Origin of the sequence: Solimonas sp. K1W22B-7 (genome assembly GCF_003428335.1) — a bacterium.
GTDB lineage: Bacteria > Pseudomonadota > Gammaproteobacteria > Nevskiales > Nevskiaceae > Solimonas_A.
Genome location: NZ_CP031704.1, coordinates 3117757 through 3131875, shown reverse-complemented (window position 1 = coordinate 3131875; position 14119 = coordinate 3117757). Strand labels below are relative to the sequence as shown.

Here is a 14119-nt window from a genome sequence, read left to right as displayed (position 1 = left end):
CGCGCCCCTTCGTGCAACCGAAGCTCAGCGCCCGACCAGCGAGCGCGCGATCACTTCCTTCATGATTTCCGAGGTGCCGCCGTAGATGCGCTGGATGCGCGCATCGGCCCAGTAGCGCGAGATCGGGTACTCGGCCATGAAGCCGTAGCCGCCGAACAGCTGTAGGCAGGCATCGGTGACGCGGCCTTCCATCTCGGTGGTGGCGAGCTTGACCATGGCGGCGGTCGGCACGTCGAGCTTCTTCTCGGCGTACAGGGCCACGCACTTCTCGGTGAAGGCGCGGTGCACCTCCAGCTCGGTCTTGATCTTGGCCAGCTCGAAGCGGGTGTTCTGGAAGCTGGCGATAGGCTGGCCGAAGGCCTTGCGCGTGGTGGTGTACTCGATGGTCTTCTCCAGCGCGCCCTGGGCATGACCGATCGCGCTGACCGCCAGCACCAGGCGCTCGCGCGGCAGTTCGTCGATCAGGTGACCGAAGCCGCCGCCGACGCGGCCCAGCACCGCGGACGCGGGCAGGCGCACGTTGTCGAAGAACAGCTCGGAGGTGTCGGCCGAATGCAGGCCGATCTTCTCGAGGTTGCGGCCGCGCTGGAAACCGGGCAGGTCGGTGTCGACCGTGAACAGGGTGGTGCCCTTGCCGCCGGCCTTGGGGTCGGTCTTGGCGGCCAGCACCACCACGCCGGCGTTCTGGCCGTTGGTGATGAAGGTCTTGGAGCCGTTGAGGACATAGGTGTCGCCGTCCAGCAGGGCATTGGTCTTCATGCCCTGCAGGTCGGAGCCGGCGCCCGGCTCGGTCATGCCGATGGCGCCGATGCATTCGCCGGAGGCCATGCGCGGCAGGTACTTCTGCTTCTGCTCCTCGCTGCCCAGGTGCAGGATGTAGGGCGCGGCGATGTCGGAGTGCACGGTGAGGTTGGAGGCCAGCGCCAGGAAGCCCATGCGCGCGGCTTCCTCCACGATCACGCAGGAGAACTCGAAGGGTGCGCCGATGCCACCGTATTCCTCCGGCTGGTCCACGCAGAGCAGTCCGGCCTCGCCCATCTTCAGGTAGAGGGACTTCGGCAGGATGCCGTCCTTCTCCCACTTCTCGTAGTGCGGTTCGACCTCGTCGGCGAAGAAGCGGCGGACGTTGTCGCGGAACAGCTCCAGTTCATTGCTCACGATGTTTCCTTGAAATTTTGCAGATCAGAAAGAGAAGAAATCAGGGGCAGGTCTTGCGCTTCATCGGGAAGCTCAGGCCCATCGGGCGGCCTTCGCTGGTGCCCTCCAGGCGCATGGTCAGCTTGTCCGGCGCGGCGAATTCGTAGGAGATCTTGCGCGGGAAGGGCCGGTCCGGGTTCTCGAAGACCACGCGGCTGGCGGCGACACTGCTGGAGTTGTAGCGGCTCTCGTCGCCGCCGTACTGCTGCGAGACATAGTCGAAGCCGCCACCGCCGCTGGTGACCAGGCGCATGAAGTCGTACTCGCGGGTATAGCCCTCGCCGACACGGCGCGACATGCCCAGCATGCTGTTGCCGGTGGGGGTGGTCCACTGCTCCTCGTAGACGCCGTCGGCGGTGTCGAAGCTCCAGCAGCCGGTGAGCCACTTGAACTGGCTGACGCGCAGGGCCTCGTCTGCCGCCGGCTTGGCGGCAAGGGCAGGGGCGGCCAGCAGGGCCAGGGTCAGTGCGAGGACGGTACGCATGGTGGGTCTCCCGTAAGCCGCAAGAATACCAGTGACGGCGCGCCCTTCACCCGCCCGGCCAGGCAGGGCGCGGGTGGGTGAGCGCCTAGTCTCTGTACCGCTTCACCAGGTCGCCGTAGGCGTCGATGCGGCGGTCGCGCAGGAACGGCCACCAGCGGCGCACGTTTTCGCTGCGTTCCAGGTCCACGTCCGTCACCAGCACCTCGGCCTGTTCGCCGGCCTTGGCCAGGAACTCGCCCTGCGGCCCGGCGACGAAGCTGTGACCCCAGAACTGCGAGCCCGGCCACTGGCCGGCCGGGTCGGGCTCGAAGCCGACGCGGTTGGCCACCAGCACCGGCAGGCCGTTGGCCACGGCATGAGCGCGCTGGATGGTGACCCAGGCGTCGCGCTGGCGCCCCTGCTCTTCGATGGGGTCCTGCGGATTCCAGCCGATGGCGGTGGGGTAGAGCAGCAGCTCCGCGCCGGCCAGGGCCATCAGGCGCGCGGCCTCCGGGTACCACTGGTCCCAGCAGACCAGCACGCCGAGCTTGCCGACACTGGTCTGGATCGGCTGGAAACCAAGGTCGCCCGGCGTGAAGTAGTACTTCTCGTAGTAGCCCGGGTCGTCGGGGATGTGCATCTTGCGGTAGGTGCCGGCGATCTGCCGGCTGCGGTCGAAGACCACCGCGGTGTTGTGATACAGCCCCGGTGCGCGCTTCTCGAACAGGGAGGTCACCAGCACGATGCCCAGTTCCTCGGCCAGCGCGCCGAACTGCGCGGTGGACGGGCCGGGGATGGTCTCGGCCAGGTCGAACAGGCGGGTGTCCTCGTGCTGGCAGAAGTACAGGCCGGTGTGCAGTTCCTGCAGCAGCACCAGCTGCGCGCCGCGCGCGGCGGCCTCGCGGATGCCCTGCTCGGTGGCCTGCACGGTGGGCGTGCGATCGCCGCTGCAGCTCTGCTGCACCAGGCCGACGCGGAGGATCTTGGTCTTGGCGGTCATGGGCTTCGCTCAGGCGACGGCGGAGGGGATCTGCATGGTCACGCAGTGCAGGCTGCCGTACTGCTGGATCAGGGTACGGCAATCCACGCCGATCACTTCGCGGCCCGGGAAGCAGGGCAGCAGTCGGCGCAGGGCCTCGGCGTCGGTTTCCACGCCGTAGGTCGGCACCAGCACCGCGCCGTTCATGATCAGGAAATTCGGGTAGCCGGCAGGCAGGCGCCGGCCGTCCCCGGCGAAGATCGCGGTCGGCAGCGGCAGCGGCACCAGCTTGTAGGGCTCGCCATTGGCCTGGCGCAGCGCCTGCAGCTCGCGCTCCATGGCCTTGAGGTCCTCGTAGTGCGCGTCGGACGCGTCGTCGCAGGCCTGGTAGGCGATGGTCGAGGCATCGCAGAAGCGCGCGACCGTGTCGATGTGGCCGTCGGTGTCGTCGCCCAGCAGGTCGCCGTGCTGGAGCCACAGCACGCGCTGCAGGCCGAACCAGGCCTTCAGCTTGGTCTCGATGTGGGCCTTGTCGAACTGGGGGTTGCGCGTCGGCGCCAGCAGGCAGCGCTCGGTGGTCAGCAGCGTGCCCTGGCCGTCGCTCTCGATGCCGCCGCCCTCCAGCACGAAGGCGATGGATTCCACCAGCGTGCTCCAGACGCCCTGTTCGCCGAGCCGGCGCGTCACCTCATTGTCCAGCGTGGCGTCGAACTTGCCGCCCCAGCCGTTGAAGATGAAGTCGAGGTGGATCGGCTTGCCGTTGCGGAACACCGTGATCGGGCCGTGGTCTCGGGCCCAGACGTCGTCTGCCGGCACCGCTACCAGGCGCAGGCGCGCGGCGGGACAGCCGGCGGCCAGCAGGCGCGCGCGCAGGCCTTCCACGTCTTCCCCGCAGGCCACGATCAGGTCCTGGTAGCGGGTGATGGCGGCGGCCAGTCGCAGGAAATTGTCTTCCACCGCCTCGAAGAGGTCGGCGAAATCGCCGTCCGGACGCGGCCAGGTCAGCTGCACGGCGGATTGCGGCGCCCACTCGGCGGGCAGGACTACGGACATCGGGCATCTCCAGAACTGAAAAAGGGCGCTTGCGCGCCCTTTTGTGGAATACGGTCAGCGGCCCGGGATTTTAGGGGCTCACGGATTGCAATTCATCCTTGTTCTGGATCGGCATCGGTGCGCCGCGGACCACCACGTCGATCACCGTGCTGCGTTCGAAGAACACCGAGAAGTCCGCGTAGTCCCAGCGCGTGATCGGCGGATGCACCGCCGAGCCGCCACCCTTGGACGGATGCTTCACCGAAGGCTGGCCGAACTGCTTGGTGACCGTGGCCATGGAACTGCCGCGCGCGGGGGTGCTCACCACCCCGGCGGAGGCGCCTTCCGGCATCGCCAGCACATCGGCTTGGACAGCGCCGGAGAGGGCGCTGAACGTAACTGCGAAAGCAATCAAAGTTTTGCGCATAACTCACTGACCCCGATCAGTTTTGCCGCACTATAGCACCCCATGGCAAGGCGGCAACAGTCCTGTCTCGAGTGCCCTCCTGCCACGGGTCCGGCAAGCCCTTCCGCCGCCGATGTCCGGAACATCATGCCTGTTGCGCGGTCTTCCGACTGCCGGCCGAACGGCGATCCATGCTGTAATACACCGGCTATAAGACCTAGAAATGCGAAACCCATTCGAACTTTACGCGGGCCTGCGCTACACCCGGGCCAAGCGCCGCAACCACTTCATTTCCTTCATATCCGCAGCCTCCATGGCGGGCATCGCCGTGGGCGCGATGGCCCTGATCACGGTGCTGTCGGTGATGAACGGCTTCGAGCGCGAACTGCGCACGCGCATCCTCGGCATGGCCTCGCACGCCACGATCTCGGCCTTCCAGGGGGGGCTGCAGGACTGGCCCGCGGCGGCCAGGATCGCCGAGGCCAACAAGGAAATCGTCGCGGTGGCGCCCTATATCGAGGGCGAGGGCATGATCCGGGTCGGCAGCGAGCTGTCCGGCACGCTGCTGCGCGGCATCGACCCGGAGCGTGAATCGAAGGTCAACGAGGTGGCCGCCCACATGAAGGCCGGCCAGCTGACCGACCTCAAGCCGGGCGAGTACAAGATCGTGCTGGGCTACGAGATCGCCCAGTCCATGGGCATCGGCATCGGCGACAAGGTCGACCTGATGATCCCGCAGGCCAGCGTCACCCCAGCCGGCGTGCTGCCGCGCTTCCGCCGCTTTACCGTGGCCGGCGTGTTCAAGGTGGGCATGTACGAATACGACCGCGGCATGGTTCTGATCCACCTGCAGGACGCCCAGACCCTGCTGCGCATGGGCGACAGCGTCACCGGCGTGCGCCTCAAGCTGCACGACCTGTTCGAGGCGCCGCGCGTGGCGCACGAGCTGGCCCAGGACATGGCCGGCATCTACTTCGTCTCCGACTGGACGCGCAGCCACGCCAACTTCTTCCGCGCGGTGAAGACCGAGAAGATGGTGATGTTCATCATCCTGTCGCTGATCGTCGGCGTGGCCGCCTTCAACATCGTCTCGACGCTGGTGATGGTGGTGCAGGACAAGCAGGCCGACATCGCGATCCTGCGCACCCTGGGCGCCAGTCCGCGCTCGATCATGGCGATCTTCATGGTGCAGGGTTCGATCATCGGCTTCGTCGGCACCCTGATCGGCGTGGTCGGCGGCATTGCGCTGGCGCTGAACGTCGAGCGGATCGTGCCGCTGCTGGAGGCCCTGATGGGCCAGCAGTTCCTGGCGCCCGACGTCTACTACATCAGCGACCTGCCGTCGGAACTGAAGTGGAGCGACGTCATCAAGATCAGCATGCTGTCGCTGAGCCTCGGCCTGATCTCCACGATCTACCCGGCCTGGCGCGCTTCGCGCGTGCAGCCGGCGGAAGCCTTGCGCTATGAATAGCCCAAGCGCCGTGTTCCCCTCCGCCGTGAGCATCCTCAAGGCCACCAATCTCTCCAAGACCTTCGACGACGGCCGCCTGCGGCTGGATGTCTGGAGCGGCATCGACTTCGAAGTGGCGCGCGGCGAGCGCGTTGCCATCGTCGGTGCCAGCGGCACCGGCAAGTCCACGCTGCTGCATTGTCTTGGCGGGCTCGACGAGCCCAGCACCGGCGAGGTCTGGGTCGGCGGCGAGCGCATGTCGGCGCTGACCGACGCGGCGCGCGGACGCCTGCGCAACCAGTCGCTGGGCTTCGTCTACCAGTTCCATCACCTGCTGCCGGAATTCACCGCGCTGGAAAACGTGGCGATGCCGCTGCTGATCCGCCGCATGAAGGAAGGCCAGGCCTATGACCAGGCCGCCGGCCTGCTCAAGCGCGTCGGGCTGGGCGACCGCCTGCAGCACAAGCCGGGCGAGCTGTCCGGCGGAGAGCGCCAGCGCGCCGCGGTGGCGCGCGCCCTGGTGACGCGACCGGCCTGCGTGCTCGCCGACGAGCCCACCGGCAACCTCGACACCAAGACCGCCGAGCGCGTCTTCGAGATGATGCTGGAGCTCAACCGCGAGCTGGGCACCAGCCTCGTCGTCGTCACCCACGACCTGCGCCTGGCCGCGCGCATGGACAAGATATGGACCCTGGACAGCGGCCGCTTGCTGCAAACCTCCGCGTCCTGATCCTGCTGTTCACGCTGGGCGTGCGCCCTTTGTTCCGCAAACATGACTGAGTTGTCAGATTGACAACCCCCGGGTCTGCGGGGCATTGATGCCGCCGTATGGGCAGCACTGAGCCTGGCCCGGAAGGTCGATGAACAACAGCAAGGTGAGATGTTTCGGGTGGCTCATCGTGGCATCGCTCACGTCGATGTCTTGCGCTTTCCCTGCCGCGGCAGAAGACGTTGCGTGCAACAGGGGGCCTCTGCGCAAAACCTATGGCTCGACCCCATGGCTTGTGTATGGGTGTACCGACGGTCAGACGCTCGTGATCGTATCTGCGCCCGGCAGTCCCGCAATGCCTTTCGTTTTTTCCTTTGCGAAGGAAAAGGGGCAATACCACCTGCGGGGGGAAGGGACGGGATCAAGAGACGCTTCCCAGGCTGCCTTTGACGAGCTTCAAGTGTTTTCAGAGAAGGAAATTGCCGAGCTCATAAAGCAGGCCGGGGAGTCCACCCCAGGTAGTGCGGACTAGTGCAGGAAGTCTGGCCTCTCCGGTGATCTCAGGCCGCGCGCATGGACAAGATATGGACCCTGGACAGCGGCCGGTTGCTGCCGACCTCCGCGTCCTGATCCTGTGGTTCACGCTGGGCGTGCTGGCCATGCACGTCCTGCGCGAACTGCCGCCCTGGTACGGGCTGCTGCCGTTCTTCCTCGCCGCCCTGCCGCGCTGGCGCTACCGCCGGCATGCCCTGTTCCTGGCGCTGGGCCTGGGCCTGACGCTGTTCCAGGCGCAGCGCGAACTGGCCCAGCGCTGGCCGGCGGAACGTCATGGCGAGGTCTTGATCCTGCAAGGCCAGGTGTCCTCGCTGCCGGAGCAGGGGCGGGACCCGCGCGCACCGCAGCAGCGGGTCTGGCGCTTCCGCTTCGATCCCGAGACCGCCCCGGGCCTGCCGCGCCACCTGCGCGTCAGCTGGTACCGCACCCAGGAGGTCGTTCGCGCCGGCGAATGCTGGCGCCTGGAGCTGAAGCTGCGCACGCCGCATGGCTCGCTCAATCCCGGCGGCTTCGACTATGAGGGCTGGCTCCTGCGCGAAGGCGTGGGCGGCACCGCCACCGTGCGCGGCGCCAGCCGCTGCGGCGAAGGCTCGGGCCTGCTCGCCTTGCGGCAGAACCTGCTCGATGCGATCAACGCCTGGCTGCCGCATCACCCGGCGGCACCGATGGTGGCGGCGCTGACCCTGGGCGAGCAGTCCGGCCTGCACGACGCCGACTGGGAAGTGTTCCGGCAGACCGGCACCAGCCATCTGGTCGCGATCTCCGGCTTCAACATCGCCATCGTCGCCGCGCTGGGCTTCTTCCTCGGCCGCTGGCTGTGGACGCTGTGGCCGCCGCTGCTGCTGCGCCTGCCGGCGCAGAAAGCCGGCTGGATCGTGTCCGGCCTGTTCGCCCTGGCCTACAGCGCGGTGGCCGGCTTCGAGGCGCCGGTGGCCCGTGCGGCACTGATGGCGCTGTTCGTGATCGTCGCCGGTTTCGCCAACCGCCTCGGCCAGCCCTCGCGCGTGCTGGCGCTGGCCTGGTTCCTGATCCTGCTGCTCGATCCGCTGGCCATCACCAGCCCGGGGCTGTGGCTGTCCTTCGGTGCGGTGGCGGCGATCTTCTACGTCGGCGGCGGGCGGCTGGCGCGGCCGCACTGGCTGCGGGCCCTGGTGATGCTGCAGCTGATGCTGACCGTAGTACTGATGCCGCTGACGCTGTACTTCTTCCATGGCCTGTCCTGGCCGGCGCCGCTGGTGAACCTGCTGGCGGTGCCGGCTTTCGCGCTGCTCACGCCGCTGCTGCTGGTGGCGATGCTGCTGGCAGCGCTGTGGCCGGCGGCCGGGCTGCCGCTGCTGACCTGGAGCGCCGACGCCCTGCAGTGGCTGCGCCTGGGCCTGGAAGCCGCCGCGCAATGGCCGCAGGCCTGGATCGCCTGGAGCCCGGCCTGGCCGGCGCTGCTGCTGGCGCTGCTGGGCGCGGTACTGCTGTTCGCGCCGCGCGGACTGCCGCTGCGTCCGCTGGCCCTGCTGTGCTTCCTGCCGCTGGCCTTCCCGCCGCAGCGCGCGCCGCCCTCCGGCTTCGAGCTGGCCGCGCTGGACGTGGGGCAAGGCCTGGCAGTGGTGGTGCGCACCGCCCATCACAGCCTGCTTTACGACGCCGGCCCGGCCTTCGACGAAGGCTTCGATGCCGGCGACTCGGTGGTGGTGCCCTACCTGCTGACCCAGGGGATCGGCCGGCTCGACCGCCTGCTGCTGTCGCATGGCGACAACGATCACGCCGGCGGCATCGCCGCCGTACAGCGGCGCCTGGCCATCGGCGAGCAGTTCGGCACGCCCGGCCATGCAGCCTGCGTCGAGGGCCTGCGCTGGAGCTGGGACGGCGTGGACTTCGAGACCCTGTATCCGGCGCCGGATAGCCCGGGCTCGGACAACAACCGCTCCTGCGTGCTGCGCATCGAGTCGGGCGGGCAGGTGGCCTTGCTCACCGGCGACATCGAGCGTCCGGCCGAGCAGGCTTTGCTGGAGCGGCATGGCCCGCGGCTGCGTGCGGACCTGCTGCTGTCGCCGCATCACGGCAGCCACAGCTCATCGACCGCGCCGTTCGTGGACGCGGTGCAGCCGCGCCTGGTGATCCATCCGGCGGCCTGGCGCAGCTCCTTTGGCCATCCGCGGCCGCAGGTGGTGGCGCGCTACGAAACCGCCGGCGCGCGCCAACTGGTGACGGGGGTGGAGGGGACGGTGAGGCTGACGCTGCCCGCGACGGCATTGCAACCCGAACTGTGGCGCCGGCAGGCCGGGCATTGGTGGAACGCGCCGGCCGAGCCGTGAAGCTGGACGGCCTCGCCCGCCGTCGCTGACACACGAAGTTCACGGCCCGGCAATGCGACGAGCGTACGGTCGCGGGCAAATCAAATAAGAAAGGGGAGAATCGTCATGAAGCGTCTCTTGCTCGCGGCCTGCCTGGCCTGCGGCTTTGGTGCCACACACGCGGCAACGCTGCCGGCCAGCGCCTGTCCCGATCCGCTCACCACGTCCCCCGGCGGCGGCATCAACAACGGCATCAATGTCGGCCGGGCCGTCGGCACCGGCCCCACCACCGCCCGCGCCGCGCTCGGCACGGGCTGGTCGCGCATGGCCCTGCGCTGGAACGACATCAAGCCCACCAGCGGCGGCTGGTCCTGGACCGAAGCCGACGCGCTGGTGAAAGCCCACTCCGGCACCGGCCTCAAGGTCCTGGCGGTGATCAACGGGCCGAAACCGCGCTGGGAGACGGGGGACTACTCCAGCCCCACCGTGCAGGCCGACTGGGCCGCCTTCGCCAGCGCCGTGGTGGAGCGCTACAGCGGCAACACGCCGGACCCCGGCGTGCCGGGCAGCACCCTGCCGCGCATCGCGGCATTCGAGATCTGGAACGAGCCGAACGCGGCCAACGGCATCTTCGGCGGTACCCTGGCGCAATACCACGACTATCTCCTCAAGCCGGCGGTGGATGCGATCCGCATCAGCGCCAACGCCACGGCCTTCCTGGTGGCACCGGCCATGGCCACCAACCAGTACTTCGTGGCGGCCAACGAGCCCGCCACCCGGGCCAACGTCAAGAACGCCCTGGACCAGGCGCTGGGCACCCGCGCAGGTGGCAACCTGGTGTACGTGGACGCCGTGTCCGTCCACGCCTACCTGGCCCCGGTGCACACCATGATGATGGGCTCGGGCGTGAAGGACTGGCTGGCCAGCCAGACGCTGTCGCTGCCGGTGTATCTGAGCGAGTTCGGCAAGAACTCGGATCAGTGTGCCGGCCCGGGCCTCTGCGAAACCGGCGAGATCATCCAGGTCTGCGCCTTCCGCAACTACCAGAACCGCAACATCAACACGCCCACCTTCGACGTGACCTTCTGGTTCAATTTCATCGACCAGGACGGCGTCGCGCCCTCCGGCGTCCTCAAGCAGTTCGGCGTGCTGGCGGTGAACGGCGACTGCAAGAACTCGCCCGCCACCAGCAACTACTACAGCAAGTGGATATTCGCCGACATGCAGCGCCAGTTCGGCGTGACGCCGACGGTCGCCCACTACACCCCGTATTCCTGCAACTGAAAAGGGCTGGCATCAATGAAAATCCCCGCACCGGGCGGGGATTTTCGTTGAAGACCCAGGCTTACAGCTTGGTCGGGTTCGGCGCGTCGCCGTAGACCGCGACCGGGTCGAAGGTCTTTTCCTTCTCTTCGTAGTTCAGCACGCGCACGTCCGGGCCCTCGCCGGTGGGCACCGAGCGGTAGAAGCAGGAGCGGTAGCCGACGTGGCAGCTGGCGTCGCCGATGACGTTGACGCTGAGCCAGACCGCGTCCTGGTCGTCGTCGATGCGCAGGGCGACGACCTTCTGGGTCAGGCCGCTGGTGGCGCCCTTGTGCCAGATCACCTGGCGCGAGCGCGAGTAGTAGTGCGCTTCGCCGGTCAGGATGGTCTTCCGCAGCGCCTCGGCGTTCATGTAGCCCAGCATCAGCACCTCGCCGTTGTGCGAGGCGGTGGTGACGCAGGGGATCAGGCCGTGCTCGTCGAACTTGGGCGCGAGCTCGTTGCCTTCCTCGACCTGTTCGATCGTGACGCGGGGGAAGAAGCGGATGTCTGAGAAAGCCATGTGGGTTCCGGTTCAATCAAAAAAACGGGCGGCATTATAGGCTCTAACAGGCCCTAGTCGATCAGGTTGCCCCAGCCGCGGCGGCGGCCGTCGCCGCCGTTGCCGCGCTCGGGCTGCGGCAGGGGCCGTTCCTGGCGGTCGTCCTGGCCCGCCACCGGCCACTCGCGGCCGCGGCGCGGGTCCTGGCGCTCCTGGCGCTGCGGCGGGCGGCTGGCCTGCGGCGGGGTGGCCTGGGGGCGCCCGCCGGTGTTGCCGGCCGCACCCCAGAAGCCGCCGCGATCCCGGTCCTGGGGCCGGTTGGCAGGGGGCTGTGCCGGCGCCTGCGGCCGGCGGTCGTCGTCGCGGGCCACCCCTCCCCAGACGCCGTCGCGCGGCCGGTTGGCCGGCGGCTGCGAAGGGCGCGGCCGGTCGTTGACGTTGTCGGCTACGCCGCCCCAGAAGCCGTCGCGCGGGCGGTCGGGCCGCGGACGCGGGTTGTCGTGGCCGTGATCGTGGTCGTTGCGGCCGTGGCCATGGCCGTGGTCCGGGCGCGGGCGGTAGTAGCCGTAGCCGGGGCGGTAGTAATAGTCCGGGCCGGGGCTGTAGGAGTAGTAGTAGGTGTCCGGGCCGTAGTAGTACGGGTAGGGATCGTAGCTGGCGGAAGGATAGGGGTCGTAGCCGTAGACCCGGCCGACGTCGCCCCGCGGATAGGGGTCCGTGACGATGCAGCCGCTGAGCATCAGGCTCGACAGGGCAAGGGCAGCTAGGGGCAGGCGCATGGCAGTTTCCGGTGGCTTGCCGCCACTATCGCGCGGCGGGCATTAATCCGGAATGAATGGGGGCGGTCCTGCAATTTGCCAGCCTGGGCCGACGGGCGGCGGCATTACCCGGCTCGGGCCACGGCGCCCTTGAGGACGCCCTCGTAGGCCCGGACCTCGACCTGGCGGCCGGGGTTTTCAGCATGGATGGTGCGGGCGATGTAGGCCGCCAGCCGCTCCACCGTGGTGTCGCCGTCCAGCAGTTCGCAGCGCTGGGCCGGCAGTTCCAGGGCGAAATCGCCGTCCACCGAGGTGTATTCGAAGCGCACGCGCTCGGCGCCGTCCAGCACGATGTCTTCCTGGGTGCCCAGGTAGATGTCCTTCCAGCGTCCCGCCCAGGCCTGTTCCATCGCGGCATCGCGCTGGCCGTCCAGGCGGATCTCGATGCGCGAGCGGTGGCCGTGGGCGATGCGCTGGCAATGGCCGGTGTGCTTCTTCAGGCCATGGGCGTAGTGGTAATACGGGCCGTCCACGACCTCGGTGCGCAGGGTCAGGCGGACCTCGGCGACGTTCGACGGCACCTGTTGCGCCACCAGGGGCTGCAGGTGGGCGGTCAGGGCCTCGGTGGTGATGGCCGGAGCGTCGATCACGCAGATGGCGTCGGCAGGAGAGTGGTGTTCGATCGGGCCGTCGGCCGGGCCGCTGAAGTGCAGCTCGCTGCCGTGGCCGTTGTGCTGCAGGCGCAGGCCGGCGTGGCGGTGCGGCACCAGCAGCTTGTGGTCGCCGATGCCGTCGACGACTTTCTTGAGGCGTTTCTTGACCTCGCCGAAGTCCAGGACCATGGACTGCTGGTCCAGGTCGCCGGCCAGTTCCACGTCCACGATCCAGCTTTCGCCCACCAGGCCCCGGATCGGGTCGAGGAAGGCGCAGTCCAGGACGGTCAGTTGCTCTACGAACAGGCGGATCATCCCGGTATTGTAATCGTTCAGGCCTGGTTCTTCCTGCTAAAATCCTGATTTCGCCCGAAGAATCACCATAAAACGCCTATGAGCGTCGTAACCCGCTTTGCTCCCAGCCCTACCGGCTACCTCCATATCGGCGGTGCCCGTACCGCGCTGTTCTCCTACCTCTACGCCAAGCGTTTCGGCGGCAAGTTCCTGCTGCGCATCGAGGACACCGACCGCGAGCGTTCGACCCAGGAGGCGGTGGACGCGATCTTCGAGGGCATGGCCTGGCTCGGCCTGAAGTCGGACTTCGCCGAGATCTACCAGACCCAGCGCTTCGACCGCTACAAGGAAGTGGTGCAGCAGATGCTGGATGTCGGCACGGCCTACCGCTGCTATGCCAGCAAGGAAGAGCTGGACCAGATGCGTGCCGAGCAGATGGCGCGCAAGGAAAAGCCGCGTTACGACGGCCGCTGGCGCCCCGAGCGGGACAAGACCCTGCCGACCCCGCCGGAAGGCGTGCAGCCGGTGGTGCGCTTCCGCAATCCGCCGGACGGCCAGGTCGTGCTCAAGGACCTGATCAAGGGCGAGATCGTGTTCGACAACAAGGAGCTCGACGATCTCATCATTGCCCGCGCCGATGGCGTGCCCACCTACAACTTCTGCGTGGTGGTGGACGACTGGGACATGGGCATCACCCATGTCATCCGCGGCGACGACCACGTCAACAACGCCCCGCGCCAGATCAACATCCTCAAGGCCCTGGGCGCCACGCTGCCGGCCTACGCGCATGTGTCGATGATCCTGGGTGCCGACGGCGCCAAGCTGTCCAAGCGTCACGGCGCGCTGTCGGTCACCGAGTACCGCGGCATGGGCTTCATGCCCGAAGCGCTGCTGAATTACCTGGTCCGCCTGGGCTGGAGCCATGGCGACCAGGAGATGTTCACCCGCCAGGAGATGATCGAGAAGTTCGACTTCGACCACGTCTCCGCCTCGCCGGCGCGCTTCGACATGGAGAAGGCCTACTGGGTCAACCACCAGTACCTGAAGATCACCGACCCCGCCATCGTCGCGCCGGAGTTCGACTGGCACCTGCGCCGCATCGGCGTGGATCCCGCCAACGGCCCGGCGCTGGAGCCGGTGATCGAGCAGCAGCGCGAGCGCTGCCGCACCCTGGTGGAGATGGCGGAGAAGTCGAAGTTCTTCTACGCCGATCTGGATGGCTACAACGAGAAGGACGCCGCCAAGCACCTCACCGCCGAAGGCGCCGCGCTGCTGACTGAACTCGCCGCCGCGCTGGAAGCGCTGCCGGAGTGGAGCGCGCCGGCGCTGCATGCCGCGGTCAATGGGTTCGCCGAAGGCCGGGCCTTGAGCCTGGGCAAGGTCGCCCAGCCGATCCGCGTGGCGGTGGTCGGCATGGCGATCTCGCCGCCGATCGACCAGACCCTGTTCCTGCTGGGACGCGACCGAACGCTCGCGCGGCTCAAGGCCGCCGTCGCGTACGTTCAGGGCAAGTCCTAAATCATTTTCGGCA

13 protein-coding genes are annotated in these 14119 nt (G+C 68.0%); 5 read left to right on the top strand and 8 right to left on the bottom strand.

Annotation, left to right across the window (positions count from 1 at the left end; all coding sequences use genetic code 11):
* Positions 1–24 precede the first annotated feature (24 nt).
* The 5 genes from D0B54_RS14170 to D0B54_RS14150 all read right to left on the bottom strand — a co-directional run bounded on the left by D0B54_RS14170 (position 25) and on the right by D0B54_RS14150 (position 4023).
* Positions 25–1158: an acyl-CoA dehydrogenase family protein gene (locus D0B54_RS14170; RefSeq protein ID WP_117291944.1), complete on the bottom strand. Its 1134-nt coding sequence runs from the start codon at positions 1156–1158 to the stop codon at positions 25–27.
* A 40-nt stretch (positions 1159–1198) separates the two neighbouring features.
* Positions 1199–1681 (bottom strand): DUF6265 family protein, encoded by a 483-nt coding sequence (locus D0B54_RS14165; protein WP_117291943.1) that lies wholly within the window; start codon positions 1679–1681, stop codon positions 1199–1201.
* 85 nt (positions 1682–1766) lie between these two features.
* Positions 1767–2660, bottom strand: coding sequence for a carbon-nitrogen hydrolase (locus D0B54_RS14160; RefSeq protein ID WP_117291942.1), 894 nt, complete (start codon positions 2658–2660; stop codon positions 1767–1769).
* A gap of 9 nt (positions 2661–2669) precedes the next feature.
* Positions 2670–3692 carry an agmatine deiminase family protein gene (locus tag D0B54_RS14155; protein WP_117291941.1) on the bottom strand — a complete coding sequence of 341 codons (1023 nt, stop codon included), beginning with the start codon at positions 3690–3692 and terminating at the stop codon, positions 2670–2672.
* Between the two features lie 70 nt (positions 3693–3762).
* On the bottom strand, positions 3763–4023 hold the full coding sequence (locus D0B54_RS14150; RefSeq protein ID WP_117291940.1) for a hypothetical protein: 261 nt from the start codon (positions 4021–4023) through the stop codon (positions 3763–3765).
* Between the two features lie 277 nt (positions 4024–4300).
* Here D0B54_RS14150 and D0B54_RS14145 point away from each other — a divergent pair, with 277 nt between their 5' ends.
* From D0B54_RS14145 to D0B54_RS14125, 4 genes are all read left to right on the top strand, one after another.
* Positions 4301–5548, top strand: coding sequence for a lipoprotein-releasing ABC transporter permease subunit (locus tag D0B54_RS14145; RefSeq protein ID WP_117291939.1), 1248 nt, complete (start codon positions 4301–4303; stop codon positions 5546–5548).
* The gene (gene lolD, locus D0B54_RS14140; RefSeq protein ID WP_117291938.1) at positions 5541–6257 is read left to right on the top strand and encodes a lipoprotein-releasing ABC transporter ATP-binding protein LolD; all 717 of its coding nucleotides are present in this window, start codon (positions 5541–5543) and stop codon (positions 6255–6257) included. The genes D0B54_RS14145 and lolD overlap by 8 nt, the downstream gene beginning before the upstream one ends.
* 563 nt (positions 6258–6820) lie before the next feature.
* Positions 6821–9100 carry a DNA internalization-related competence protein ComEC/Rec2 gene (locus D0B54_RS14130; RefSeq protein WP_117291936.1) on the top strand — a complete coding sequence of 760 codons (2280 nt, stop codon included), beginning with the start codon at positions 6821–6823 and terminating at the stop codon, positions 9098–9100.
* Between the two features lie 105 nt (positions 9101–9205).
* Positions 9206–10363, top strand: coding sequence for a hypothetical protein (locus D0B54_RS14125; protein WP_117291935.1), 1158 nt, complete (start codon positions 9206–9208; stop codon positions 10361–10363).
* A gap of 61 nt (positions 10364–10424) precedes the next feature.
* On the opposite strand, the gene hisI is transcribed toward D0B54_RS14125, so the two are convergent.
* The 3 genes from hisI to D0B54_RS14105 form a co-directional block, all read right to left on the bottom strand.
* Entirely contained in the window at positions 10425–10904 is a 480-nt protein-coding gene (gene hisI, locus D0B54_RS14120; RefSeq protein WP_117291934.1) for a phosphoribosyl-AMP cyclohydrolase, read from the bottom strand.
* A gap of 53 nt (positions 10905–10957) precedes the next feature.
* On the bottom strand, positions 10958–11662 hold the full coding sequence (locus tag D0B54_RS24340) for a hypothetical protein (protein WP_162932425.1): 705 nt from the start codon (positions 11660–11662) through the stop codon (positions 10958–10960).
* A 104-nt stretch (positions 11663–11766) separates the two neighbouring features.
* The gene (locus D0B54_RS14105) at positions 11767–12609 is read right to left on the bottom strand and encodes a 6-carboxytetrahydropterin synthase (protein WP_117291931.1); all 843 of its coding nucleotides are present in this window, start codon (positions 12607–12609) and stop codon (positions 11767–11769) included.
* A 78-nt stretch (positions 12610–12687) separates the two neighbouring features.
* Here D0B54_RS14105 and gltX point away from each other — a divergent pair, with 78 nt between their 5' ends.
* A complete protein-coding gene (gene gltX, locus D0B54_RS14100; RefSeq protein ID WP_117291930.1) occupies positions 12688–14106 on the top strand; it encodes a glutamate--tRNA ligase in 1419 nt (472 codons plus the stop codon).
* Positions 14107–14119 lie beyond the last annotated feature (13 nt).